The organism is Nocardia sichangensis, from assembly GCF_047200615.1.
Lineage (GTDB): Bacteria > Actinomycetota > Actinomycetes > Mycobacteriales > Mycobacteriaceae > Nocardia > Nocardia sichangensis.
In genome coordinates, this window is sequence record NZ_JBJZOK010000004.1 from 43255 (window position 1) to 67951 (window position 24697).

Annotated in this window: 23 protein-coding genes; 10 read left to right on the forward strand and 13 right to left on the reverse strand. The window is 66.0% G+C overall.

What is annotated here, in order from left to right; all coding sequences use genetic code 11:
- Positions 1-92: 92 nt before the first annotated feature.
- Positions 93-1682 carry an MFS transporter gene (locus ACL03I_RS06690; RefSeq protein WP_412805398.1) on the forward strand — a complete coding sequence of 530 codons (1590 nt, stop codon included), beginning with the start codon at positions 93-95 and terminating at the stop codon, positions 1680-1682.
- A gap of 38 nt (positions 1683-1720) precedes the next feature.
- On the forward strand, positions 1721-2116 hold the full coding sequence (locus ACL03I_RS06695) for a transposase (protein WP_355074448.1): 396 nt from the start codon (positions 1721-1723) through the stop codon (positions 2114-2116).
- A gap of 102 nt (positions 2117-2218) precedes the next feature.
- Here ACL03I_RS06695 and ACL03I_RS06700 read toward each other — a convergent pair whose 3' ends face one another.
- The 4 genes from ACL03I_RS06700 to ACL03I_RS06715 all read right to left on the reverse strand — a co-directional run bounded on the left by ACL03I_RS06700 (position 2219) and on the right by ACL03I_RS06715 (position 6745).
- Positions 2219-3454: an FxsB family cyclophane-forming radical SAM/SPASM peptide maturase gene (locus ACL03I_RS06700; RefSeq protein WP_412805399.1), complete on the reverse strand. Its 1236-nt coding sequence runs from the start codon at positions 3452-3454 to the stop codon at positions 2219-2221.
- Positions 3455-3476: 22 nt separating this feature from the next.
- Positions 3477-5270 (reverse strand): HEXXH motif domain-containing protein, encoded by a 1794-nt coding sequence (locus ACL03I_RS06705; RefSeq protein WP_412805400.1) that lies wholly within the window; start codon positions 5268-5270, stop codon positions 3477-3479.
- A 16-nt stretch (positions 5271-5286) separates the two neighbouring features.
- A complete protein-coding gene (locus ACL03I_RS06710) occupies positions 5287-6525 on the reverse strand; it encodes an FxsB family cyclophane-forming radical SAM/SPASM peptide maturase (RefSeq protein WP_355074332.1) in 1239 nt (412 codons plus the stop codon).
- Between the two features lie 67 nt (positions 6526-6592).
- On the reverse strand, positions 6593-6745 hold the full coding sequence (locus tag ACL03I_RS06715; protein WP_354957206.1) for a hypothetical protein: 153 nt from the start codon (positions 6743-6745) through the stop codon (positions 6593-6595).
- A 1467-nt stretch (positions 6746-8212) separates the two neighbouring features.
- Between ACL03I_RS06715 and ACL03I_RS06720 the strand changes: the two genes are divergently transcribed.
- Positions 8213-10003, forward strand: a complete 1791-nt coding sequence (locus tag ACL03I_RS06720; protein ID WP_412805401.1) for an HEXXH motif domain-containing protein — start codon at positions 8213-8215, stop codon at positions 10001-10003.
- A complete protein-coding gene (locus ACL03I_RS06725; protein WP_412805402.1) occupies positions 9996-11234 on the forward strand; it encodes an MFS transporter in 1239 nt (412 codons plus the stop codon). The genes ACL03I_RS06720 and ACL03I_RS06725 overlap by 8 nt, the downstream gene beginning before the upstream one ends.
- 130 nt (positions 11235-11364) lie before the next feature.
- Here ACL03I_RS06725 and ACL03I_RS06730 read toward each other — a convergent pair whose 3' ends face one another.
- Complete coding sequence (locus ACL03I_RS06730; RefSeq protein WP_412805403.1) at positions 11365-11817, reverse strand: Lrp/AsnC family transcriptional regulator; 453 nt, start codon at positions 11815-11817, stop codon at positions 11365-11367.
- Between the two features lie 158 nt (positions 11818-11975).
- Between ACL03I_RS06730 and ACL03I_RS06735 the strand changes: the two genes are divergently transcribed.
- Positions 11976-13001 carry a DMT family transporter gene (locus ACL03I_RS06735; protein ID WP_412805404.1) on the forward strand — a complete coding sequence of 342 codons (1026 nt, stop codon included), beginning with the start codon at positions 11976-11978 and terminating at the stop codon, positions 12999-13001.
- Between the two features lie 92 nt (positions 13002-13093).
- Here the strand turns inward: ACL03I_RS06735 and ACL03I_RS06740 are convergent, their stop codons facing one another.
- Positions 13094-14059: an alpha/beta fold hydrolase gene (locus ACL03I_RS06740; RefSeq protein ID WP_412805405.1), complete on the reverse strand. Its 966-nt coding sequence runs from the start codon at positions 14057-14059 to the stop codon at positions 13094-13096.
- A gap of 677 nt (positions 14060-14736) precedes the next feature.
- The gene (locus ACL03I_RS06745) at positions 14737-15603 is read right to left on the reverse strand and encodes a LysR family transcriptional regulator (RefSeq protein ID WP_412805406.1); all 867 of its coding nucleotides are present in this window, start codon (positions 15601-15603) and stop codon (positions 14737-14739) included.
- Positions 15604-15683: 80 nt separating this feature from the next.
- Between ACL03I_RS06745 and ACL03I_RS06750 the strand changes: the two genes are divergently transcribed.
- Both ACL03I_RS06750 and ACL03I_RS06755 read left to right on the forward strand, forming a co-directional pair.
- Positions 15684-16166 carry a cupin domain-containing protein gene (locus ACL03I_RS06750; RefSeq protein ID WP_412805407.1) on the forward strand — a complete coding sequence of 161 codons (483 nt, stop codon included), beginning with the start codon at positions 15684-15686 and terminating at the stop codon, positions 16164-16166.
- 59 nt (positions 16167-16225) lie between these two features.
- On the forward strand, positions 16226-16588 hold the full coding sequence (locus ACL03I_RS06755; protein WP_355074320.1) for a DoxX family protein: 363 nt from the start codon (positions 16226-16228) through the stop codon (positions 16586-16588).
- Positions 16589-16622: 34 nt separating this feature from the next.
- Here the strand turns inward: ACL03I_RS06755 and ACL03I_RS06760 are convergent, their stop codons facing one another.
- From ACL03I_RS06760 to ACL03I_RS06770, 3 genes are all read right to left on the reverse strand, one after another.
- The gene (locus ACL03I_RS06760; protein ID WP_412805408.1) at positions 16623-16982 is read right to left on the reverse strand and encodes an aldo/keto reductase; all 360 of its coding nucleotides are present in this window, start codon (positions 16980-16982) and stop codon (positions 16623-16625) included.
- Between the two features lie 336 nt (positions 16983-17318).
- Positions 17319-18845, reverse strand: coding sequence for an amidase (locus ACL03I_RS06765; RefSeq protein WP_412805409.1), 1527 nt, complete (start codon positions 18843-18845; stop codon positions 17319-17321).
- A 269-nt stretch (positions 18846-19114) separates the two neighbouring features.
- Complete coding sequence (locus ACL03I_RS06770) at positions 19115-19783, reverse strand: TetR/AcrR family transcriptional regulator (RefSeq protein ID WP_379253465.1); 669 nt, start codon at positions 19781-19783, stop codon at positions 19115-19117.
- Positions 19784-19880: 97 nt separating this feature from the next.
- Between ACL03I_RS06770 and ACL03I_RS06775 the strand changes: the two genes are divergently transcribed.
- On the forward strand, positions 19881-21326 hold the full coding sequence (locus ACL03I_RS06775) for a DHA2 family efflux MFS transporter permease subunit (RefSeq protein ID WP_412805410.1): 1446 nt from the start codon (positions 19881-19883) through the stop codon (positions 21324-21326).
- Positions 21323-21598 carry a hypothetical protein gene (locus ACL03I_RS06780; protein WP_412805411.1) on the forward strand — a complete coding sequence of 92 codons (276 nt, stop codon included), beginning with the start codon at positions 21323-21325 and terminating at the stop codon, positions 21596-21598. Before ACL03I_RS06775 ends, ACL03I_RS06780 begins: the two co-directional genes overlap by 4 nt.
- Positions 21599-21612: 14 nt before the next feature.
- Here the strand turns inward: ACL03I_RS06780 and ACL03I_RS06785 are convergent, their stop codons facing one another.
- Together ACL03I_RS06785 and ACL03I_RS06790 are read right to left on the reverse strand one after the other, a co-directional pair.
- Positions 21613-22263: a TetR/AcrR family transcriptional regulator gene (locus ACL03I_RS06785; RefSeq protein ID WP_356967508.1), complete on the reverse strand. Its 651-nt coding sequence runs from the start codon at positions 22261-22263 to the stop codon at positions 21613-21615.
- 212 nt (positions 22264-22475) lie between these two features.
- Positions 22476-23603, reverse strand: coding sequence for an NADH:flavin oxidoreductase (locus ACL03I_RS06790; RefSeq protein WP_412805412.1), 1128 nt, complete (start codon positions 23601-23603; stop codon positions 22476-22478).
- A 111-nt stretch (positions 23604-23714) separates the two neighbouring features.
- Here ACL03I_RS06790 and ACL03I_RS06795 point away from each other — a divergent pair, with 111 nt between their 5' ends.
- Positions 23715-24182, forward strand: a complete 468-nt coding sequence (locus ACL03I_RS06795; RefSeq protein ID WP_355074309.1) for a MarR family winged helix-turn-helix transcriptional regulator — start codon at positions 23715-23717, stop codon at positions 24180-24182.
- Between the two features lie 136 nt (positions 24183-24318).
- Here ACL03I_RS06795 and ACL03I_RS06800 read toward each other — a convergent pair whose 3' ends face one another.
- Positions 24319-24591, reverse strand: a complete 273-nt coding sequence (locus ACL03I_RS06800; RefSeq protein WP_355074307.1) for a hypothetical protein — start codon at positions 24589-24591, stop codon at positions 24319-24321.
- Positions 24592-24697: the final 106 nt, after the last annotated feature.

Below are 24697 nucleotides of genomic sequence, written 5' to 3' on the forward strand. Positions count from 1 at the left end.
CCTTCCACAGTTGCGCATCGTTGTGCAAATTCTATACATTGCACAGCAATGTGCAAATGCACAATGGTGTGCAGATAGTGAGAGGAACGGATGTGTCTCTGCTAGTCACCTCACCGGTGGAACCGGGTGCCGTATACAGCCGCCGCTGGGCCGCGCTCGCCGTGTTGTGCCTGAGCGTGCTGATCGGCGTCATGACGAATACGTCGCTGATCGTGGCCGCTCCCGATATGACCCTCGACCTAGGTTTGTCCAGCCAGGACCTGCAGTGGGTCGTCGACGCCTACACCATCCCGTATGCCGCCTTGATGCTGCTCATGGGTGCGATCGGCGACAAGTACAGCCGCCGCGGCATGCTGATCCTGGGTCTGGCCGTCTTCGCGGCCGGCGCGGTGCTGGGCTCGACCGTCGACAGCGCCGACTGGGTGATCGCCGCGCGGGCGATCATGGGGACCGGGGCGGCGATGATCATGCCCGCGACGTTGTCTTTGCTCGTGGCGACCTTCCCGAAGCGGGAACGCGCCGTGGCCATCACGATCTGGACCGCTACCACCGGCCTCGCGCTCGCGGTCGGTCCGTTGGTAGCGGGCTGGCTGCTCACCGACCACGGCTGGGCGTCGACCTTCCTGATCAACGTTCCCATCGCGGTCATATCGATAGTCGCGGCGCTGATAGTGGTCCCGCCGTCGCGGGCGCACACGACACAGCGATTGGACCTCATGGGCGGCGCACTGTCGGTCGTTGCGGTCGCGGCGCTGGTGTACATGATCATCGAAGGTCCGCGCAACGGCTGGCACACCTCCGCGGTGCTCGCCGGTGTGGTGGCCGCCTTCGCCGCGGCGGGGTTCATCGCCTGGGAACTGCGGCATCCCAACCCGATGCTCGATATCCGCAAATTCCGCGATCGTGCGTTCGCGGGTGCGAATCTCGCTGTGCTGCTGTTCTTCCTGGCCGCATTCGGCGCGATCTACTACGTCACGCAGCATCTGCAGTTCGTGCTCGGATACGACGCCCTCGCCACCGGCGTGCGGCTGCTGCCGCTGGCGGGCGCGGTCTTCGTCGGCTCGGCGATCACCGGCGTGCTGACGCCGCGCCTCGGGCTTCGGGCGATGGTGGTGGCGGGCATGCTGCTCGGCATCCTCGCCTTGGCGGCGTTGACCCAGGTCGACGCCGAGTCCGGCTACTCGGCGTTCGCCGGGCCACTGGTGCTGATGGGCCTGGCTATCGGACTGAGTGTCTCCCCGGCCACCGACACGATCATGGATGCCTTCCCGGAACGGCTGCTCGGCGTGGGTGGCGCGGTGAACGACACCTCGGTGGAACTGGGCGGCACGCTCGGCATCGCGATCCTCGGCTCACTTCTCGGCACCGCCTACGGCGACGAGATCGCACCGATCGTCACCGGCCGCATGCCCGCGGAAGCCGCCGGCGCGGTACAGGACTCCATCGGCGGCGCGCTCGTTGTGGCCCAGCGGCTCGACGAAGCCGGGATGCACCAACAGGCAGCCCAGTTGGTGTCCGCCGCCGATGCCGCCTTCGCCCACGCCGTGTCACACACCAGCCTGATCGCGGCGATCGTGCTGGCGGTCGGCACCCTCGCCGTCGCCGCACTGCTGCCCGGCGGGCGCAAGAAGGGGTCCGTCGCCGCTTCGAGTGCGGTCAAGGAAGAGATCACGGTCGGCTGACGCGGTCTGCGCTCCAACCGCACAGCGTGGGCACGCAGATGCGTGCCCACGCTTGCGCTGTCGGTGGAGAGGGCGTCTCTGTAATCGGTTCTCACAGCTGTCGGGGATTGCATGTGTCGATCTCCGATCCGGCGACGTGGAACGACCTCAGGTCGGGTGTCGGTGACCAGGATGGTGGCGGTGAAGTGCGGCGATCAGCGTGTCCGGCGAACCCCAGCCCCGGTTGGTGCCGTCCAGCGCTTCGGCTCGGTCGGGTCGGGTGGTCCGACGCGTTGGATTGGCTGTCGTCGGGCACGAGCAGCGCATCGCGATGTGTCACAGATGAAGGTCGTCGGGTTGCCGACCTCGCCCGCGCCCCAGGAGTCACCGAGGCCACCCTGTACCGCTGGAAGCGGCAGGCCCTGGTCGACCGTGGTCGCGCACCCAGCGGATGAGCGTATCCGTGGGTGTGACCGGCGCGGTTTCCAGACGTTCGGCAAGGTCTGCGTGACGCTCGCACCCAGCCTCCGACGATGATCCATGCGCCCTGGCAGTGGTCACCCGTGGAGTGCCGTGGCGACGTCGGCGCGCATTCGCGATTCGATGTGGCGAATCAATTTGGCCAGGTCGGCGCAATACACCGAGGGATTACGGAAGCCGTCGCCCGCACGGTATCGCGTGACGTAGTGACCACCGCCGCACACGGTGTGTATCGAGCAGGCGCGGCAGGTGTCGCTGAGCGCGTCCGCGCCGATCTGGCGCGCCACGATCTCGGGTACCAGCATCGCCTGGTCGAGCGGATTGCGTTGGCCGGAAGGCAGTTTGGTCGCACCCGAGAAGGTCGCCTTCAAGTCGTCGATCTGCGCTACACTTCCGTCGGTTTCGATCACCGCTATGCGGGTGGGGCCGAGGCCCCATACCTCTGATTCCACGGTCCCGCCCAGTATCAGGTCCATGATGTTCTCGAACATTCGGATCCGCGTGTCCAATTGCGGCGCGCCATACCAGCGGTCGAAGATCGGGATCAGCCAGTCCGCATACGGAGTGGTTCCGGGATCTGCGGATAACCCAGGCGGCGGCGTCGTCCAATTGCCCAGTGGAATCTCGAAATTGACTTTCGGGGGCTGAAACGCGAGTAATCGTTCGTAGGCCTGCAAGGGGTCGTTTGCGAGGTCGATGACGCAGAGCAGACCGTTGAGCAGATGCCGCCGATCGCCGACCGTCAATTTCTCGAGGGCGGCAGCGACCCGGGAGTAGCTGCCCGCGCCGCGGCGGTCCCGGCGATGGCGGTCGTGACTGCGCTCATCGCCGTCGAGACTGACGGTGATGCCGATGTCCCAGTCGTCGCAGATCCTGAGGAACTCGTCGTCGAGCAGCACGCCGTTGGTCTGCAGAGCGAGGTTGACAGCGGTAATCGGCTCCAGCGCCGCCCGCGCCTGCGATGCGAAATACTCGAGATCGGCATGACCCGCCATGAGCGGTTCGCCGCCGAAGAAGACGAGACTCACCGCGGGTGGGCCGAACCTGCGAACGTGATCGGCGATTGTTCGCAGGGCGTCGTCGAAAACCTCCCGGCGCATCGCCTTCGGCTGCTCCCGCCAACTCTGGTCGGCCATTTCGTAGATGTAGCAGTAATCGCACGCCAGATTGCATCGACTGTGAATCTTGAGGAGAAACTCCGTAAACGGAAGCGGCTCGAATCCGTTGCGCTGCAATTCGGCCACGTCGAGTCCCGTCTCGGGCCATGACTTCCGCACTGTGGGCAGCCCCAGTGCCACCGATGTCGGTTCCATTGTGTGCTCTCGATTCCTGGTTTCAGATATCGGTGCGTGGGCGGTCGGACAACCACCGCACCAGCTCGACGACGTCGGTCTCGGTGCCGTCGGACAGCAGCCGCTGGTACAGGCGCGCCGCCACCTCGGCCCGATCGTTGAGAACGCCGAAGTCGTTGTCGGGAAACAGTTCCGGCAGGCTCGAGGCCAGACCAGCCCAGAGCTGCGGGAGCAGCGGGTCGACGCGCAGCTCCAGGGCGTACAACTCGACGGCCTCGGCAGGCTCGCCGGCCAGGTGGGCGCGAGTGCCGCGGGGCAGTTCCGCGGGCGCGACGCTCGAAGCGGCGGCCGGGTCGTGCATCCTCAGCCGTACCGGAATATGCAGATCGCGGTGGCGATCCGGGATCGTCTCCTGATCCACGTACCGTATGGACGGCAGTTCCGCGGGAGGTTCCGCTCGCGCGACCCACAGCTCCGCCAGCTCGGCCAGCTCGGCGTCGTCGGATGTACGATTGCGCACCTGCCAAGAAGTGCGATGTGCCACCAGAATCTCGGCCACCGCGTCGCGAGCCTCCGCCGGCACGTCCTCGTCGGCCCACGGCCGGACGCCTGCGGTCAGCGCGCTCAGGAACTCCTCTCCACTCTCGGTCAGCAGGCCAGAACCGGATGCCTCCTCCATCGCGGTCGCCAGTTGTGTACGCCCGCGCTCGAATTCGATGTGCGCACGCGTCGATCGGTGGCAATCGGCATGCCGGTGTACCCGCCAGAAGTCGGTGACCCCGAAGAAGGCGTAGATCCCGTGCAGCAGACCGAGGATCGGCCGTGGATCATCGCGCCACGGCGCGTAGAAGCGACACGTCGGGTCGGGATCCACGATCAGCACCTGATCGGCGAGCATGGCGAGTTTGCTGTGCTGGATTTCGTGAATCAGCGACACCGCCATTTCGCAGGAGTCCTTCGGGGCTGTGGTGTACACACAGCCGGTCCCGCTGAAGGCGGTGTGGCCGACGGTCGCCGCCGCCGGTCGCGCGGTGAGCGGCGTCAGTAGCCGCAGGCAGGCACGCATCGGCGTCAGATAGCCGGGGAAGTCTCGTTGCAGGACGTGCCAGGCCTGCGCGAAATCCTCTCGCCAAGTGTGGAATTCGTCGGTCGTCAGCCGCGGTGCCGTACCCGAGGGCAGGTCGCGGAACGGGTCGAGATCATCGAGGACGACCTCCGGTTCGCCGTTTCCGCCGTGCAACCGCCGCAGCGGCAGCCACGCCGGGTCGGACTCGTCCGCAGGCGACGCCACCGAGATCGGGGCGCTGCCGTCAGCGACGATGCGTATCGCGCCATCCCCCCAGTTCAGCATGCAGTGGCCGTAGTCGCCCGCGGATCCAACCCGCGCCATCCCGACCCCGGGCAGCATGACTTCGCCGTTGCGTACGACAACCCGCATCGACCCGCTGGGCAGATTGGTGACCACGGCGGCCGCCGCCAACCAGCCGAGGTAGCCGCAGTCGGCCCACAACGGAGTTGGTTCCCGATCGTCCGAGCCGTTGCGCAAGCGCTGGAGCACGCGGCCGAGCCACACCCCGGTGTGCGGGTAGGCCAGCAGTGCCTCGACCGCGCCAGGATGTGACTCCTCCAGCTCGGTGAGGACCCGATAGGCATCGGAAAGGCCGGCGGCGTCGTCGATTTCCGGGTGGTGAGCGGTGACTTCGGTGATGAGCGCGCGTAGTAGTACGAGTCGTATGGTCAGCATGTCCGAAGTCATCCGGACGACGGCTGCCTCCGTGCCGTAACCGGTGAACAGCTCGGCCGCTGCATGGTCGATACCGATGGTCGGGGCGGACATGGTTGCACTCCTGTCGTCAGTGATCTGCGGCGGCGGCGAGGTCGGTGCGGACCCGCGCTCCGATGTGGTGGATCAGCTTCGTCAGGTCCGCGCAATACACGGAGGGATTGCGGAAGCCGTTATCGGCGCGATACCGGTGCACGTAGTGCCCGCCGCCGCAGACGCTGTGGATCGAACATGCCCGGCAAGTTTCACTCAGGGCATCCGCGCCGATCTGACGAGCGACGATCGCGGGTTCCAGCAGTGCGAGGTCGAGCGGATTGCCCACGTTCGCGGTGCGCAACTTGGTGGCCCCAGCGAAGGCCGACTTCAACTCGTCGACCTGCTCCAGAGTGCCGTCGGTTTCGATCACGGCCAGCTGTATGGGGGCCAGCCCGAGTAATTCGGAGGTCACGGAGCCGCCCAGCAGCAGGTCGATGATGTCGTCGAAGATCCTGACCCGGGTCTCCAGCTCCGGAGCCCGGAACCAGCGATCGAACACCGAAATGAGCCAGTCGGCGTAGGGGGTAGCGGTGTGGTCGGCGGTCCGCGCCGGTGGTGGCGTCGTCCAAGTGCCGTGCGGAAGCAGAAAATCGACCGCCGGGGGTCGACAGGCCAGCAACGCTTCGTAGGTCCGCACCGGGTCGTTGGCCACATCGATGGTGCAGAGCAGGCCGGCGAACAGGTGCCGGTTCTCGTCCGCAGTCAGTTGCGTGATCCCGGCCGCGACGCGCGTGTAGCTCCCGGCGCCCCGCCGATCCCGGCGATGCCTGTCGTTACCGCTCTCGTCGCCGTCGAGGCTGACTCCTACGCGAACATTCCAGCGCGCGCAGATGCGCAAGAACTCCAGGTCGAGCAGCACGCCATTGGTCTGCACGCCCAGCCGCACCTCGGTGATCGGCTCCAGTGATTCGCGCGCCGACCGGGCGAAGTATTCGAGATCGCGATGTCCGACCAGCAGCGGTTCGCCACCGTGGAACACAAGATCCACCGCGGGCAGCTGGAAGCGGCGAGCATGATCGGCGATCATCTGAAGGGCCTCGTCGAAAACCCTGCGGCTCATGGTCTTCGGTTGATCGCGCCAGCTCTGATCGGCCATCTCGTAGACGTAGCAGTAGTCGCAGGCCAGGTTGCAACGGCTGTGGATCTTGACAACGAATTCCGTGAACGGCAGCGGCTCCCAGCCACGGCGGCGCAGTCCTTCGACATCCAATCCGATTGCGGGCCAGGACGTTTGCACCACGGGTACGCCCAACGGCACCGGGCCGGACTCCATATTCGCTCCCTCGAGCTGCGGGAACGGCCACGGGCGCGCTGCTACCGAGTCGCCCGTGGCCGCGTGATCACTTGGTGGGGTTGATGAACGACTTGAATCCGCCGGGGGCCCTGTCCTGCGAACCCTTGGCGTAGCGCTCGAGGGCGGCTCGCATGGCCGGAGTGCAGTGGGTGGCCAGCTCTTCCGTGTTGAGTGCCGCGAGTTCATCGAGTCTTCCCATTTACGGGACCTCCTTTTCTGTATTCCCGTAACGGCGCAGCAAATGCCAGGCGTTGCAAGAATTGATCGGCTCGACAATGCCGACAAGTGAACGGGATATCTACCAATGGGTGACGATTGTCGTCCCGAGAGTGATCTTAATCGCGTGGAACGTACGATCGCTCACGCCTGTCCCCGTTGTTGGGAAGGACATCTCGCACTCGCGCAACAGCTATTCACGGTGATGGGCGAGTGCGAGGTCGTATGGAGCTCAGATTTGCAGGGGGGCCGTTGGGTCAGCTCTTGATGTCGCTTTCAACTCGAACCCGCTTCGCTGCAAAGATGCGTGCAAGCGTGAACCGGCCCAGTTCGACAGAAAGTCGCATACCGCCCATTACGGACAATTCGCCAACTGGCGGCAATTCCTGCCGAATGCCCGCGCAGCGGCACGGTGTGCAGGTTGATGGGTAGCCGTCAATTCTGTGGGGCCAAGACCGCGAGTGCGCCGCCGATCATCTCGCGCAACCGAATCCGCCGGTTCCACCTCGAAGGTCGCGGTCTGCTCCATGGCGCTGCACAACTTTCGTGTCACCGTGGCCAAGGCGGCTCCGAAAGTCGCCGATAACACCGAAATAGCAACCGACGCGGCCGTCACAGTGACGTAACTCGCTGCCATGGCGGGCAAGGTCTGCCAACTCCGCGACCTTGGCCGTCACGGTCGCACTCGCCGCGATGTCCAGCGCCTTCGCCACGCCCGGTTCGGGTCCGCCATATGCGGGCGTCTATGCCGCGACCAACTGCTCGTGCGAATGTCCTGGTAGACCCCACCCATATCCTTGATCGCACCGGTCACCGTGCCGCAGCCGGATCCCTTCCCTTGGATCAGGGCACTCGCTGCCGTGCCGCGTTCGCCGATGCTCTCCGGATACTCCCGATTCCCAACCATGGGAGTTTCGATTGTCAGGAATCCCATTGTCTTGCAATAGACTTCAGCCAACGGGGCCGATGGCATGTCGTCCAGCGAAGGTAATCTCCCAGAACGGTCGATTATCCGACTGCGCGATCGGCAATTTCACTGTCCGTACACGGGAGTGAAAGAAGGAGGTATCTCGTGGAGCATCTTGCCGAACCCGCCCGACAGGAGCGGCGCAGTTGATGGTAAGTAGTCCCGCGATATAGAAATTGACCACGGGTGGTCTGGTGCAATACTACCCGTGGTCGTTCACGCAGGTGGACGGAGCAAGAGATGGCGCCGTTGCCTGTATCGATAGGACATTTCCGGGAGCAACCCTTCTGGTCCGCGGCGGGATTGGATGCGACCCGGCTACCTTGGAAACCGGCGTGCGATTCTTCGGTGACATCATCGATCTTCTGCTCGGCGGACATCCGACATCGGAATTCGCTGGACTCACGCCCATTCGATTTGCCGTGATCTCGTGTCGGTACGGACTTCGACTCTGCCATCGACACCTAGCGACGGGACACCCATATGCCAACGACAGTCACCGGGATCGACGATGTCACGGCCAGCTCGAGTTCCGGATACGGAACCGAGCCTGCTATCGCGACGCTGACCGAAGGCGCGCTGTTGATGCGGCTGATCCTGCTGCGCACTCTCATCGCCGAAACCACGTCGCGGCCGGAAATTGCCGACGCCGCAGGACTTTCCCTTGCCTACCAGACGCTGGCCGAATTGCAACGATCCCATCCGGCCGAGGTCGCTACGCTGTTGTCGTACCCGCATGTCGGCCCGTGGCTCGCCCAGGTCCTGCAGCGCCTCCATGCCGAGCCCGACGACGCGCCGACCCCACTGTGGGCCGACTGTGGCTACCTGGGCTGGCTCGCCGCGGCAGGCGCCATCGCCTGTTTGCCCGAAGGTTCCATCAACCTCGTAGTGCGGAACGGCGTGGTGATGTTGCCCGGGATCGGCAGGGCCGAGCTCGGCCCTGCCGAGGACAACGGGCACTGCGAACTGCACTGGACACGGGACGGCGCGCTGCGCTTCACCCGGGGAACCAGCACAGTTCTGGTCCCGTCCCAGGATGACGAGTCCGATCCCGCCTGGCTGCCGCTGCGGCGATTGCGGGGGGCGGATGCGGAACGGGAGGTGTTCCTCGACGACCTGGACCCGTTCCGATACTTGCTGGACGGGCAGCAGCCACCACGGCTCACGACCGCCCAAGCCGGCACATGGCAACAGGATTTCGCGGCGGCCTGGGAACTACTGCGCCGAGACTTCGACCGGTACCTCGTGCCGATGCGCAGTTGCTTGCAGTCTTTGGCGCCGCTGAGTGCACAACCACTCGCGGCGAGCACGAGCCACACCGCATTCAACGGAGTCGGCTGCGTCTACACCACGGCCCCCGCGGACCCATGCCAGCTGGCGCTCACGCTGATCCATGAGGTCCAGCACACGAAGTTCACGCTGCTGACCGATCAGATCGTGCTGTTCGATCCCGACTCGGTGTGCCGCTTCTACGCGCCGTGGCGCGACGACCCACGTCCGATCATGGGCCTGCTGCACGGGATCTACGCATTCTTCGGAGTCACCGACTTCTGGCGAATACATCGTCACGCCGACTGCCACCGATCGATGGAAGCGAATGTCGATTTCGAATTGTGGCGTCTACAGGTGGAAGGTGCCGTGGCGCAGGCATCGACCTCGAGTCTGCTCACGGAGGCGGGTTCGCAATTCCTGAACGCGCTCAGCGCTGAAATGCGCCCGTGGGGAGAGGAGGACGTGCCCACGGCGGTCAGGGTCGCCGCGTCCGAGGTGGCGATAGCGCATCGGACGTTTTGGCAGGTGCGGAACCTGACACCGGACGTCGCCGGCATCGCCGAGCTGGCCGTGCGCTGGATCGCGCGGGCGCCACGGCCCGACGGCCTGCCGCCCGCGGATCAGGTGGACCAGAGCACCGTGCCGAACGATCATCGCCGCCTGCACCTTCCAGCGCAGCTGAAGCTGCTGGACCACGCCGCGGCCGAAGCTCTGTCGATCCCCGAGCAGCCGCGCGGCGACCGGGCCTATCTGGCGGGTGACATGGCTGCGGCGGTCGCGCTGTACACCGAGGAACTGCGCGTCGACCCGCTCCGGCCACAGTTGTGGGCGGGCTTGGCGCTGGCGTTGCCGAAGCTCCACCCGGACGATGACTTCAGCGTTCTCGATGACAGGGCCGAGGTCGCCGCCCACCTGTGCCAGGTACTGCTGGCGGATGCCGAAGGTGTCGAGATCGTCGAGCTGGTGCGGTGGTTGTCGAGGTATCCGCGCACTCATGGGTAGATCGGGAATCCACGCCAACCGGAACTTCCTGCTGCTGTGGTCCGGAAACGCGACATCGCTGGTGGGCTTCCACGGCGTCCGAATCGCCTATCCGATGCTGGTTCTCGCGGTGACCGGCTCGCCCGCCGCGGCGGGATGGGTCGGTTTCGCGTTGAACCTGCCGAGTCTGATCTTCCAGATCCCTGCAGGCATCGTCGCGGACTATTCCAACCGGATCCGGACCCTGGTGATATGCCAGATCACCGGGTTGATCGCGGCCTGCCTGGCTGCCGGGGCGGTCGCTGCCGAGCTCTCGAGCCTCGCGCTGATAGTCGGTGTCACGGCGTTCATCGAGGGCAGTGTCTACGTCTTCGTCGGCCTCAGTGAGCTGGGCGCGATCCGCGACGTGGTGTCACACGCACAGCGACCCGCCGCGTTCTCGTTCCTCGAGGCCGAGCAACCGATCGCCATCCTGGTCGGACGAGCAGCAGGTGCGGCGGTCTACGGCGTGGCCCGCTGGCTGCCGTTCATCGCCGACGCCGTGTCGTATCTCTACTGCCTCGTCGCACTGTTGCTGATCCGTCCGGACTCGACAGCACCGCAGAAAGCCGCCGAGCCCGATCGTCATTCGGTCCGGCGTACGATCGCCGACGGCTTCCGTGTCGTTTGGGCCGAACCTTTCCTGCGGACGTCGACGGCGATGATCGGACTGTCGAATATCGTCATTCAGCTCGTCTTGCTGCTGATATTGGTGGAACTGAAGAACGGCGGCGGTCCCGCGTGGACCGTCGGCGTGGTGCTCGGCGCCGCGGGCGTCGGCGGAGTACTGGGCGCCGCCGCGGCGGCACGGCTCACCACTCGCTTCCCTCCTCGGAATGTCTATCGGGGCGCGCTGTGGGCATGGACGGCGCTGCTCGTTCCAATGGCGCTCAGCGCCGATCCGTTTGTGCTGGCCGCGTGTTGGTGTGGCATCGGCGGCGTGGGGGTCGTCAGCAACGTCGCGTTGACGATATCCCGGCTCGATGTGATCCCCGAACAGACCCTCGGTCGCGCGGTCGCGACGATGGCACTGTTCTGCGACGGCGCGGTCGCGCTCGGCGCGCTCGGGGCGGGCTATCTGTTGTCCACAGTTGGCGCCGTCGCCACGCGATGGTTGGCACTCACGGCCATGTTCACACTCGCCGCATACGCAAGTACTCGCACCACTCGCTCTCGCGATCTACCACTTGCGCTGACATCACCCGATTCCTGAGGCGCGAGCCTGCTCGTCCCAGTGGGGCAGCAGTGCCGCTCGGGCAGCGCGATCCATGATGAGATTCTGCTGTCTGCTCTCGATGCCGAGCCGACCGCGCCGCCGACCAGCGAGGGGCGAGCGGGAGGCTTCAAATCGGCTCGACGACGTTCTTCCGTAGGTGTCCGTAGACCACTGAGGTGCGTACGTCTGCGAGTTCCTTTCGCTCGGTCAGCTTGTCCAAGACCACCGAGTGCAGATGGTCGGTGTCGCGAACGGCCACATGAAGGAGGAAGTCGTCGGTGCCTGTCAGCGTGAAGATTTCGATCACCTCGGGCATTCGCGTTACGAAGGCTTGGAACTGTTCGATGACCGCACGTGTAGGCGGTCGTATCCGTACGGCGATGATCGCCTGCAGCCCCCGGCCGAGCGACGGGAGGTCTACCTCGGCGTGGTATCCCAGCAGCACGCCGCGCTCACGGAGGGAGCGAATCCGCTCCAAGCAGGTCGAGGGTGCGATGCCCAACTCCTGGGCCATGTCCCGGTTGGTGCGCCGACCGTCCAACTGCAAAAGCCGAAGTAACGCCGAATCTACTTCATCCATATTCCGTCTCTCTGGTAAAACTCCGAATCTAATTCGGATATACTGCCAGGCTGCCCGGCTGATTGCTACCTTGATTGCCATATCTCCGTTCATAATTCGCCTCCGATGAAGCGGACGAACAGAGATCAGAAGTTTTTGGACGGTAAGGAGCACGGGAAGTGGATGAGCGGCAGGCCGAAGTTTTGGCGATCTGTTCGGTCGTAATGGCCGCGCTGTTGTGGAGCAGCTCGTACGCGGTAACCAAACTGGTGCTGACGGACGTCGGCCCGCTGAGCATCGGGGCCATCCGTTTCACGCTCGCCGCGGTACTGCTCGGGATCATCATGTTCTTGCGCCGCAACCCGGCCGTCAGACCGGATGCCCGTCGGCGGCGGCTGATCTACCTCAGTGGGTTGCTGGGCATTACGGCCTACTTCGTGCTGGAGAACATCGGCGTCGAGCTGTCGACCGCCTCCGACGCCTCGTTGATCGTGGCCACCTACCCATTGATGACCATGCTTTCGGAGCTGGTGGTCTTTCGGAGCAGAATGCCGCCGCTCCGGGTCGGCGGTGTGCTGCTGGCTACCCTGGGGGCTTTCCTCGTCGTTCACAACGGGGCGGACGTTGGAGGCAGCGGTCGCTGGTCCGGCGACATTCTGCTGTTGCTCGGCGGACTGGTGTGGGCCGGGTACAACATGCTGGGCAAGTATGCGGGGCACGGGCAGGACGCGGTGACCCTCACCTACTACCAGACCATGGCCGGCGCCGCCGGCTTCCTGTTCGCCTCGCTACCGGAGTTGAAGCATTGGCGGGTACCCGACGCCACGGCCTCGGCGCTGCTCGTGTATCTGGCCGTCGCATGTTCCGTCGGCGCCTTCCTGCTCTACAACTACGGCCTGCGCCGGATGGCCTCGAGCGTCGCGGTGAACATCCTCAACCTGGTGCCGGTGTTCGGTGTGCTCGGTGCCGTGGTGATCAATGCGGAGACGGTCCGGCCGGCGCAAGTCTTCGGTGGGGTCATCATCATCGCCGGGGTGACACTCGGATCGGTCGAGCACCGCTCGCCCGCCGGGAAAGTCGCAGTTCCCCGAACCGACCCGGCCACCGAGTGCGTGCGAACGAGTTCGTCCTGCAGGGTTGCGGTCGAGTCGTCGTCGGATTCGGCCCCGTCAGTGATCGACGAGAGGATGCGCCTGAATCGGTAGGGGAGTGGGCTTCAAGATCACGATCGCGTCCTGCTCGGTCGACTGTGCCCGAATGTCCGTGACTCCCTGCCTCGTCGGACCTCGACGCCGAGCTACCGAGTGAACCGAGCGATGTCCTCGGCAACGCGCTCTGGTGCTTCGAAGGGGAACGCGTGACCGAGCCCGGGGTAGATCAGCAATTCCGAACCGTTGATGTAGCGATGTAGCACGATGGAGTTGGCGGCGGGTTCTTGCTCGTCGTTCTCCGCGCCCAAGATGAGGGTGGGCAGCTGCAGGGCCGGCAAGCTGCTGATGACGTTGGTGGTGGGGTTGATGAGCCAGTCGGTCATCGCGGCGCGTTGACGGTTGAGTCCGGTGAGGTTCGTCCCGATCCTGTTGAGGCGCAAGCCTGTTCGTCGACGCCACGCTGACAGAGCGTCGGGGTGGCCGCTGAAATACAGTGGAATGACCTGGTCGGCAGGCGCAAGCGGGTCGAACGCGGGCAGGCCTCGGACCAGACTGGGCGGATCGGGCAGCACCTGCTGTGTTCCGCCGGGGCCGGTTCCCATCAGGACCAGGGCGCCGACGTCATCGGGATGGTCCACGGCCATGCGTTGCGCGACGAATCCGCCGAGGGAGAAGCCCACCACGGTGGGGCGGCCCAGGTGGAGCGCCTGGATCAGGGCTGAAGCCTGATCGGAGAGCTGAGGGACAGTCGAGATGGCCGAAGAGCCGGCCGGGGTTCGTCCCACGCCGTCGGAGTCGAAGATGACGACGTGATTGGTCATGGCGAGGCGGTCGAGCAGTGCCGGATCCCAGTCGTCCATGCTGAGTCCGAGACATGGGGTCAGCAACAAGGTCGGTCCATGTCCGAAGCTGCGGTAGGCGATCGGCAGCCCCGCGACGGTGACGACGTGCGTGGGTGCCGTCAGCGACGGCGACCGGTCGAAGTGATCGGCCGTTGTCGACTCGATGTCGGTATGGGCAGGCGGGCGGGCCGTAGGGGCGGCGTCAGCGGCGGTGGGCGCGACCAGCAGCATGCTGGTTGCCAGTGCGGCCACGACGGCCGAGACGGGCACCGAGCATCGCGAGACGGGTCGCCCACGGTGGGGCATCGGCCCGCTGCCGGGTGTTGCCGGAGTTGGCTGCAGTGGATGGTGGGCGGACATGCGGGCTCCTCGCCGTTGCGGGATGGACTGAGTGGATGTGCTGTGATGGGCGTAGGCGTGCTGTTCGGACACACGTCCACTGCCTCTTCGGGTCTGAATGGTCGTCCCCGCGCATAGGAGATGCCGGGGGCCCGAAAGGATTCACAGCTGTCATCTGCCAAGAGGCGAAGCGGCGACCACGAGATCGTCACCGATACACCGCGTCGGCGGCGACAATCCGAGTCGGCCGGCGTATTCCGGTGCGACACCTGCGAGGCCAGGGCAATTTCGTCGCGGTGCTTCTCACATTCGATGCGCCACGTTCTGCAACATTCGGCCGGTTATAGGCTGCGCGGCGCGGCCGCGCCAGGACAGCGTCCCAGATTGCCTGGGCTGGGTGCGCGCCGTATTGACAAGTCCCCTGATCCCACGGGTGAGTCTTTACGCCCGAGTTCGGAAAACGACGGCGCACCCCGTCGAACGCACTGAGATGCCGCCGGTCGATCGATTGACTCGGTGATCGGCTGTGGCGCAGGACATCCGCTCGAGTAGCCGATTGAGTGCGTCTCGCGCCGAGCTTTCCATCCGGCTCGTGGACCGGGTCGCCTTCACTGCCGAGGCGGGGGATCGAGGTATGCGATCGTGGCTATCTGCACGAACGATCGGATCAGGGGGTTGGCGTCACCTTCATTCCAGGCAACCACCACTCTGCTCGGTGCCATGTCGATCAGTGGGACCGTGCCCAGTCCCTCTGGCACACTGTGCCCGAGCGGGGATATGCCGACGGTGCCGTTCCAGAGCACGGCCTGCACACATTCCTGAACGACCCGCACTACCGGACCTTCGCGTGTCCGGCCCCCGTTCCAATAGGTCTGCCAGGTGGGATCGGTGCCGTCGGGGAACTGGAACCAGCGGCGGCCGGCCAAGTCGGCCAGCGTCAGGTGGTCGCGGCGGGCCAGTGGATCGTCGGCGCGCAAGACGGCCCCGACCGGGTCGGCACGCAGTTCATGCACGGTCAGGGCGGTGTCGTCGAACGGGGCCCGGGTCACTGCGACGTCGACCAGGCCCGCCCGCAGTCCGCAGGTGGGGTCGGTGAGATCGGTGTCGCGGATGCGGATGTCGACCTCGGGATGCTTGTGGCGGTAGGCCGCGGCAAGCCTGGTGACACCGGGGTCGGTGCCGTCGCCCAGGATGCCGACGGTGAGATTCGCGGTTCCGGCCGCGGCGGCGACCCGCACGGTGGCGCGCTCGGCCTGATCGAGCAGGGCGCGCGCCTCGTCGAGCAGCACCATCCCGACCCGGGTGAGGCCGATGCCCGTGGGCGACCTGTCGAACAGGGGCGCACCGACTTCCGACTCCAATTGCCGGATGGCGCGGCTCAGGGGCGGCTGGCTCATGTGCAGCCGGGCGGCGGCGCGACCGAAATGGCGTTCCTCGGCAACAGCTACGAAGTAGCGCAGCATACGCAGCTCCACGCTGGCACGATACCCGTCCGGTATCGGCATCGCAGAACAGGTCTTGGACGCCCACGACAACTCGGCGGTGCAATCGAAACATGTCAGACGACAAAAACAACTCCGGCACAACCGTTTCGGTGGTGGGCCCGGGCGAGGGAGAGCTGATCATCCTGGGCGCCACGCGAATGCGCGTCCTCGAGGACGGCAGCAACACCGCGCACCGCCTCGGTCTCGCCGAATCCATCATTCCCCCACGCACACCCGGACCACCGCAGCACCGGCACGCCCAGCACGACGAAGGGTTCTACATCATCTCCGGCATGCTGCGGTTCACCGTCGGCCACACCGACTACGACGTGACAGCGGGCACGCTCGTGATGGTCCCACCCGGCACCCCGCACACCTTCGCCAACATCACCGATCGACCAGCCGTCATGCTCAGCACCTTCACCCCCGACCTGTACGTGCAGTACTTCCGCGACCTCCAGGACATGGTCGCCGACAGCCGGGGACTGACACCGCAGGTGAACATCGAGGTGATGAGCCACTACGCCACCGAGCCCGCCACCGACTTCGCCTGAACCCCAGCGGGCCGGGGCGCTTTCGCCTCGGCCCGCACATGACACCTCTGGATGGAATCGTGAACATCGCATTCTGGATCACTGCCGGTCTGCTCGCCCTCTTCTACCTCTACGCAGGCGGACTGAAGATCACCCGAAGCCGGGATCAACTCCGGCCCATGATGTCCTGGGTGGACCGCATACCACTGTCCGTGATCCGGACCGTCGGCGCACTCGAAGTACTCGGCGCACTCGGGCTGATCCTTCCACCTCTGACCGGCCTGACGCCTGGGCTCGCGGTCGCCGCGGCCATCGGGTTCGTACTCCTGCAACTCGGTGCTATCCCCGTCCATCTGACCGGCGTAGACCACAAAGTCGCCCTCAACATCACCCTTCTTCTCATGGCCGTCGTGACCGTTTGGCTCGCAACCATCTGGGTGTGATGCGAGATTATCTCGGAGTCGGCTTCGCACCGCCCTACATGCCGTGTTCCCAGCTGCCGCGCGTGTCGACGTCCGCAGCGTCCGCCAGCGCCTCCGGCTCCGCGATATCCTCGTCGGCGAGTTCGATGCCGTGAGCTCGGACCAACCCGTCGATGTAATCCGCCTTCGTGACCCCGATGATCGGGGTGGTCCCCTTGGCGATGGCCCAGGCGGTGGCGACGTCGGCGGCGGACGCGCCTCGGTCCTCGCCGATCGCCCCCATCCGGTCCGTCAGCGACTGCAGCTGGGGGAGGATGCCGTTGTACACGGCCGCCCGGCTGCTGCCCTCCGGCAACGGGTGGGCCGGGCTGTACCTGCCGGTCAGCGCCCCTTGTTCGAACCTGATCACGTACACCGCCGAACCCGGCCACCGCACCCGAAGACCGGCCCAAACTCCTCGCCAGCTGGGCAGCTACGCAATCTCGGGCAGAAGAGCCCACCCGCCACTCTCCTCAGCCCGGGCCGCTCTGATCCGTCGCGGTTCACCCGGCCGGGAATCCGGAGTACGAACTCGACCGGCCCGCGCGAAGTTTCCTATACCCGCTGATTCACTATGTCTCGCGCGGGACGCGCGGGGGCCATGCCGGTGTGAACCGGATGGCCCGAGGAGTCGAAAGTGCGAACCCCCGTACTTGGTTTCGCCTCACACTGTTTGTTCGTCATCCGCTCGACCGGCACCCGGTAGTGCACCTCACTTCGGTGCCTGGAAGCCGCCGATCTTCTGCTCGAGCAGTTCGGCCAGCCGCAGCGGGGTGCGGTCCTCGAACATCGGACCGATGAGCTGCACTCCCACCGGCAGGCCCTCGGGTGAGCGGCCCGCGGGTATGGCGGTGGCGGGCAGGCCGGGCATGGTGGCCATACCGGCCCAGACGAGCTGGTCGAAGTACGGGTACTCGACGCTGTCGATGTCGATGTGCCGGTCCTCCAGACCTCCGTCGTGGTCGTGCGGGAACGCGGGAGTAGGCGTGATGGGGCACACCACGGCATCGAACTCGGCGAACAGTTGCCGCCAGCCGTGGCGGTGGAGTTCGCGACGGTTGTTCGCCTCGACCCAGTCGCGGTGGCTGAGCACCATGCCGCGCAGCCGCGCCGCATCGAGGCTCCGGTCGTCCGCGCTCAGTGCGGCGGCTTGGGTCCGCAGCTGTCGGTACACGTCTAGGGGAAGACCCGCGGCGGCGTTCGACAGCATCAGCTGCATATAGAGCGTCGCCGCTTCGATCGGATCAGGCAGCAGCGGGCTGTGCCGTTCGACGCGGGCGCCCTCGTCGACGAGGGCCTCGGCGACCCGGTTCACGCCCGCCCGCACCGCCGATCCGGTCGGAATGAGCGGATGTTCCTCGATGATCAGGACACGGAAGTCGGCCAGCCGTTCGTGGCGCGCGGGCGGCAGTGCGACGTCGTAGGCGACGCCGTAGGTCAGCGGGTCCGGTCCGGCCATCACGTCGAGCAGGAGCGTGAGGTCGCGGGCGGTGCGCGCCATCGGACCGACAACAGCGAGGTCGAGATCGACCGGCAATGCCGGCGCCGGCGGTGCGACCATACCGCGGGACGCCACCAGTCCGAGTGTCGGCTTGTGCGCGTAGATGCCGCAGAAATGCGCGGGGGTGCGCAGCGAACCGGCGAGGTCGGAGCCGATGGACAGCGCGCCGAATCCGGACGCCAGGGCCGCCGCGGAACCGCCGGACGACCCACCCGAGGTGCGGCTGTGGTCCCACGGGTTGTTGGTGGTTCCGTAGATCTCGTTGAAGCTTTGGATATCTCGCAGCGTCAACGGCACATTGGTCTTTCCGAGCAGCACCGCGCCGGCGGCCTTCAGCCGCGACACCTGTACCGCGTCCTCGGCAGGCACATAATCCTTGTACTGCGGCATGCCCCAGGTCGTGGGCAGTCCGGCGATGTCGTAGGACTCCTTGACCGTCACCGGAATACCGAGCAGCGGCCGATCCTCGCCGCGGGCGCGCGCCTGGTCGGCAGCGCGTGCGGCGGCCCGCGCATTATCGAAATCCGGTACGCAGATCGCGTTGATCGCCTTGTCGTCGCGCTCGATACGCGCGATCGCCTCGTCGGTCAGTTCCACCGATGTCACTTCACCGGCATGCAAGGCGGCCGCGAGTTCTTCCGCCGACTGAAAACTCCAATCCATGAATCCGACGGTATTGGCCTGCCGGAGAGGACATAAAATGCCGCTTCGCGCAATGGAAAGTCGAGCGGACACCATGCACCGGTGAAGTCATGCGCTCGTTCTGCCATCGCCGGACATTCCACGCCAGGTCACAGCGTCGGCAGCGGGCCAACTCCATGAGCGCGGGGCATAAGAATGCCGCGCCGGGCAACGGGATATATGTCTCATATGCTCATCCGCGGTCAACGCGTTCGTAATCACTTCCGCCGACCTCTGGCCTAACGCGCACACCGACTGCGAGAAACCGCCGGAAACACCGATACCGAGATATTCCCGAGCGTCGCCGCGCCCAGGAAGAGCCCGGATCAGGCCCCTTCCGGTGATTCGGCCGTGCCGAGGCGGCGGATAAGGGCGCGGAGTTGAGTGCGATAGTACTCCTCGAATTCCGGTGAGCCGGGAGTCTTTCCGGTGGCTCGCAGGGCGGCCTCGGGGAGCATCAGGGGCGCCAAAACCATGCTCATGACGGCCATGCGGACGAACGCGGGATCCAGCTCCGGGGCTATCTGGCCGCGCTCCTTTGCTCGGCGGAGGTTGGCCAGATCGGTGTCGATGACCGTGGCGTCGTCGATGTAGTCGGATTCGGTGCCGCCCCCGGTCAACCCGCGCCAGATGACCAGGCGGGCCGGGCGTGGGTCCGCCAGCGCGGCGGTGAGGTAGCGGGCGGCGGTCTCATCGAGGGGAAGTGCCGGATCGGCACGCTCGGCCTCGGCCTCCGGCCAGTGCCGTTGAATCTCTTGATAGAGGTTTTCCTTGCCGCCGAAGTAGTAGGCGATGAGCTGTTTGTTCACCCCCGCGCGAGCGGCGATGTCCTGGACCCGCGCACCGTCGAAGCCCTTTGCGGAGAACTCATCCAGGGCCGCATCCAGCAGAGCCTGACGGGAGCGCTCCGCGTCGCGGCGGCGCTCGTCCGCGCTGGGGGCGCGGCGCGGACGGCGGGCCGGGCCTTCGGGCGTCGGATCCGTGCTGCGGGCCATGCGAACAGGTTACCGGTTCGGGTGACTGGTTCAACCAGTCGGATGCATTGTCATCCAATTGGTTGACAGAGTTTCCCGTGTGGATGACACTGCGAAGGTGACTGCTTCCAACGTTTCCGACGGCGTGACCACCGGGCTGAGCCCGCAGGCACGTCGGGCCGTGGTCGTCGTATTGGTCGGCGCGGTGCTCGCCTTCCTCGACGCCACGATCGTCAATGTCGCTCTGCACTCCCTGGCTACGGCCCTGGACGCGTCGCTGGACGCCATCCAGTGGGTCGTCACGGCTTATCTCCTGGTGCAGGTGGCGGTGCTGCCCGCCAGCGGCTGGGCTGCCCGCAAGATCGGGCCAAAGCGGCTCTATATGAGCACGCTCGGCCTGTTCACCGTCGCCTCGATCGCCTGCGGACTCGCGGACTCCGTGGGTACCCTGATCGTCGCCCGCGTCGCGCAGGGATTCGGTGCGGGGCTGATGATTCCCGTCGGGCAGTTGATCCTGATCACCAGCGCTGGGCAGCGCGGCATGGCGCGAGCCATGGTGGCGGCGGGACTGCCGATGGTGCTCACACCCGTCATCGGGCCGACCATCGGCGGACTGTTGTTGCAATACGCGGGCTGGCAGTGGATCTTCCTGATCAACGTGCCATTCGGCGTGCTGGGCCTGGTGCTGGCGTGGCGACTGCTCCAGCCCGACGAGCCGACCGAAGCCGCGGGTCCGTTGGATGTCGTTGGACTGGTGTTGATTTCACTCGGAACCGTGGGCGTCACTTTCGGATTGGCTCGCGCCGGAGTCCGGAATGTGACCGATCCGCAGGTGCTGGTTCCGGTCCTGGCCGGCGTCGCCGTCATCGGCCTTTTCGTCGTGCACGCGACGCGATCCGCGCATCCTGTTCTCGATCTGCGGCTGTGGCGGGATCCGCTGTTCGGTGCGGGTGCGGTCACGACGCTGGTGCTGGGCGCGGTGACCTTCGGGGCGATGGTGCTGCTGCCTCTGTATTTTCAGGTGATCCGAGATCAGGATGCCGCGCACACCGGAATGCTGCTGGCCCCGCAAGGGCTGGGCGCGGCCGTAGCCATGGGGCTGTCGGCACCCATGGTCGAGCGGCTCGGCGGGCTCACCAGCGTGATCGGTGCGGTGATCGGTGTCGTCGCCACGGTGCCGTTCCTGTTCGTTGCCTGCGACACGCCGTACTGGCTGCTGGCCGCCGCGATGATCGTGCGTGGCCTCGGCATCGGACTGGCCGCGACACCTGCCATGACGGTGGCGCTGCGCAACCTCGGCCCGGCTCAGATGGCGGATGCCACACCTCAGCTCAATATCATGCAGCGCATCGGCGGATCCATCGGCACGGCCGTGTTCGTGGTGATCCTGCAGCAGGGGCTGAGAGACAGCGGGATCCAGCACTCGGAGCAGGCGGAGGCGTTCGCGACCACTTTCACCTGGGTGCTGGGAGCCGCGCTGGTCGCCATTATTCCCGCGGCCGCGTTGGCCGCACGTGGCGGACGCCTCGACGCGGCCGGTGACTCTCTCGGCAACGAGCCATGATCCGATTGGCAAAGCTCACCGGGGTGGTGATGACCGACGGTGGCGAGCTGGGCCACCGGCTGCGCGGCATCATCACACCACGGATACATCGACTGCCCGGTCTCGCCCGTGTGATGTCCAGCGGCGAGATACCACCACTGCGCCGCTCGGCGCTGGTGGCCGCTCTACTGCTACGGCGCGGCTCGGCAGGGCGTCTGTTGCCCAACGATCGCCTCGAGGACGGGCGCCGCCTCGACGAGGTCGCGGATAGACCTGCGCCACTCCGAGCATGACGATGCCACCGGAACTATGGATCGGGCACTAGCTGCGGCTGCGGGGGCAGGGGGTGGGAGACGAGCTTCTGCGCCGAACGCTTGTTCATGCCGAACATGCGCAGCACATGGAAGGTCATCTCGTCGGTCAGCGCGCCCGCATCGGCCCCGGGTTGGGCGTCCAGGAGTTGCAGCAGGCCCAGCAGCGCGCCGCCTGCGGCCATGACGGCCATGTCCGGGTCCATCGGCTCGAACCGGCCCGCCTCCTGGGCGGCGATGATGTCGCGGCGGGCACGCGGGGCCAGGCCCTCGTCCCGAAGCAGCACCGGCATGCCGGAATTCAGCAGCACCCGCACTATCTCCGGCGCCTGCCGCTGGAGACGGCCGGTCATCCGGAAACTCACCGCGAATACCTCGGCCGGGTCGTCGTACAGCTTCACGATCTCGTCGCGCATCTCGCTGTAGACCTGCAACACCGAGCGGACGGCTTCGTCGAACAGCTCTTCCTTGGAGGTGAAGTGGTTGTAGAACGAGCCGAATCCGACGTCGGCGGCGTCGGTGATCTCTTGGATGCTCACCGCCGAACGTCCTTCCGCCAGGAACTTCCGTGCCGCGCCCAGCAGTGCGTTGCGGGTGCGTTCCCGGCGGCGGTCGATGCGATTTCGCACCACGGGGTCGGCGGACATGGATCCCTCTTCCATCGGCGAATGTCACTGTAATCGTATCTGATGGCTCCATCAGATACGATTACAGTGGTGACGGCCTCCCGGCGGTGGTCCATGCGCCGAACGCCGGGTGTCCTGGATGCGCTCGCCCGGCGTGGCTCGCTATGGATGCCCACGGTGCGCTCGATCCGCCGTTTCGCTCGGATCGACGACGACGGCCTGCTGAAACTCGCTTACCTCAGCGTCTTCAGTGCCGCCGCGTCGTACGGCTTCAGCTCGTCGATCCGCCCCGCCAGGACCTTGGACGCCCACTCCGGGTCCTGGAGCAGGGCGCGACCGACGGCGACCAAGTCGAATTCTTCGCGCTCCAGGCGATCGAGGAGGTTGTCGATGCTACCGAGTTCGGCGCCCTCGCCGGTGAAGGCGCGGAGGAAGTCGCCGTCGAGGCCGACCGAGCCGACGGTGATGGTGGGCTTGCCGGTGAGCTTCTTGGTCCAGCCTGCCAGGTTCAGGTCCGAGCCGTCGAACTCCGGGAGCCAGTAGCGACGGGTGGAGGCGTGGAAGGCGTCTACGCCGGCTGCGGCGAGCGGAGCCAGGATCGCTTCCAGCTCCTGCGGCGTCTCGGCGAGCCGTGCGTCGTAGGCCTCCTGCTTCCACTGCGAGTAACGGAAGATCACCGGGAAGCCGGGCGAGACAGCCGCGCGAACAGCGGCCACGATCTCGGCGGCGAACTTCGTACGGGCCACGGTGCCGCCGCCGTAGGCATCCTCACGGCGGTTCGTTCGCGCCCACAGGAACTGGTCGAGGAGATAGCCGTGCGCGCCGTGCAGTTCGACGCCGTCGAAGCCGATGCGCTCGGCGTCCGCCGCGGCCTCGGCGAAGGCGCCGATGACGTCGTCCAGGTCACCCTGGGTCATCGCCTTACCGAGACCCTCGGTGCCGTCGACGCGAATACCGGAGGGGCCGACGGCGGGCGCATCGGGGTAGGGCGCGTCCCCCTGGTTGCGGACCATGCCGATGTGCCACAGCTGCGGCACGATGGTGCCGCCTGCCGCGTGAACGTCCTCGGCGACCTTCGCCCACCCCGCCAACTGCTCTTCACCGTGGAAGCGCGGCACACGGTCACTCTGCCCAGCGGACTCGTGGCCGACGTAGGTGCCCTCGGTGACGATCAGGCCCACGCCGGCGGCGGCGCGGCGGGCGTAGTACGACCGCACATCGTCACCGGGAACACCGCCGGGGGAGAACATGCGCGTCATCGGCGCCATCACGATGCGGTTCGGGACGGTCAGGCCGTTCAGCGCGACGGGCCGGGAGAGGATCTCGGCTGTGCGCGAGGCGTCGGACGCGGTGACGATCACTGGGTACTCCTCGTTGGTACGACTTCGATGGTTGAGAACTTCAAGCAATGGCCACACACGCTAAGGGTAAATATTTGAGATAGTCAAGTTTCTGCGGATAGGCTGGTTGCCATGGCAGAAGCTCCCCGCGTCGACACGGCCCAGTTGATGGAGCTGCTCTCGGTGTCGCTCGGCGTCTACTACGGCGACTTCACCGTCGCGGCGGCGAGCGAGAACTTGACGGCGAGCCAAGGCAAGGCGCTGACCGTGCTGCGCCGAGGGCCCGTCGCGATGCGCGCCTTGGCCGAGACCTTGGCCTGCGACGCCTCCAACGTCACCGGGATCATCAACCGGCTGGAGAAGCGTGGCCTCGTGCGACGAGAGGCCAGCGAAGCCGACCGGCGCGTCACCAATCTCGTCATCACGCCCGAGGGCGAACAGATAACCGACACGATCCGGGCGAAAATGCGCGCCACCCAGGACGGCCTGAACAGGCTCAGCGACCAGGACCGCGACTGTCTGTACGAACTGTTGGAACGAGTTTTCGTCTCCCGGCTCGTCACCCGAGCGGACTCACCTGCGTCGGTCGCAGGTCGATAAGCGCCGACGACGCCGGCACACCGACCCGAAAGAGCTGTTCCAGGCCAACCGTGACCGACGTTGGCGGTCTCCGCCTGATTCTGGACGACGTAGACGCTCCCCCGAAGGGCAGCCTCTGGGGGAGCCGAACCGTGCATCAAGCGGAGCCGCGATTCCCAGGACATCCGCTGTAGATGTCCCAGCCACCACTGATCTTCTTCCCACCCGCACCGGCCGTCCACGTCGCCGTGCCGTCCCGCCCCCCGTCGTGGCGATACCAGTGCAGATCCCCGTTCGGCTTGATGCCGTAGATGACGCACATGGAGACGTGGTCGTTCGGGACTCCGGCGGCGTGCATCGCGGCCCGATAGCGCCACAAGGAAAGACCGTCGGCGCGGCTAGCTGCGCCCGGGTCACGGTGGTCGATCATGCACGCTGGATTGCCGCGGCCGGGCCCGGCGAACACGCCGTCGGGCCCGGCTGTGAAGTGTCCGTTTACATCAGCGTCCCGCCACACCAGGACATAGGATGGGCGC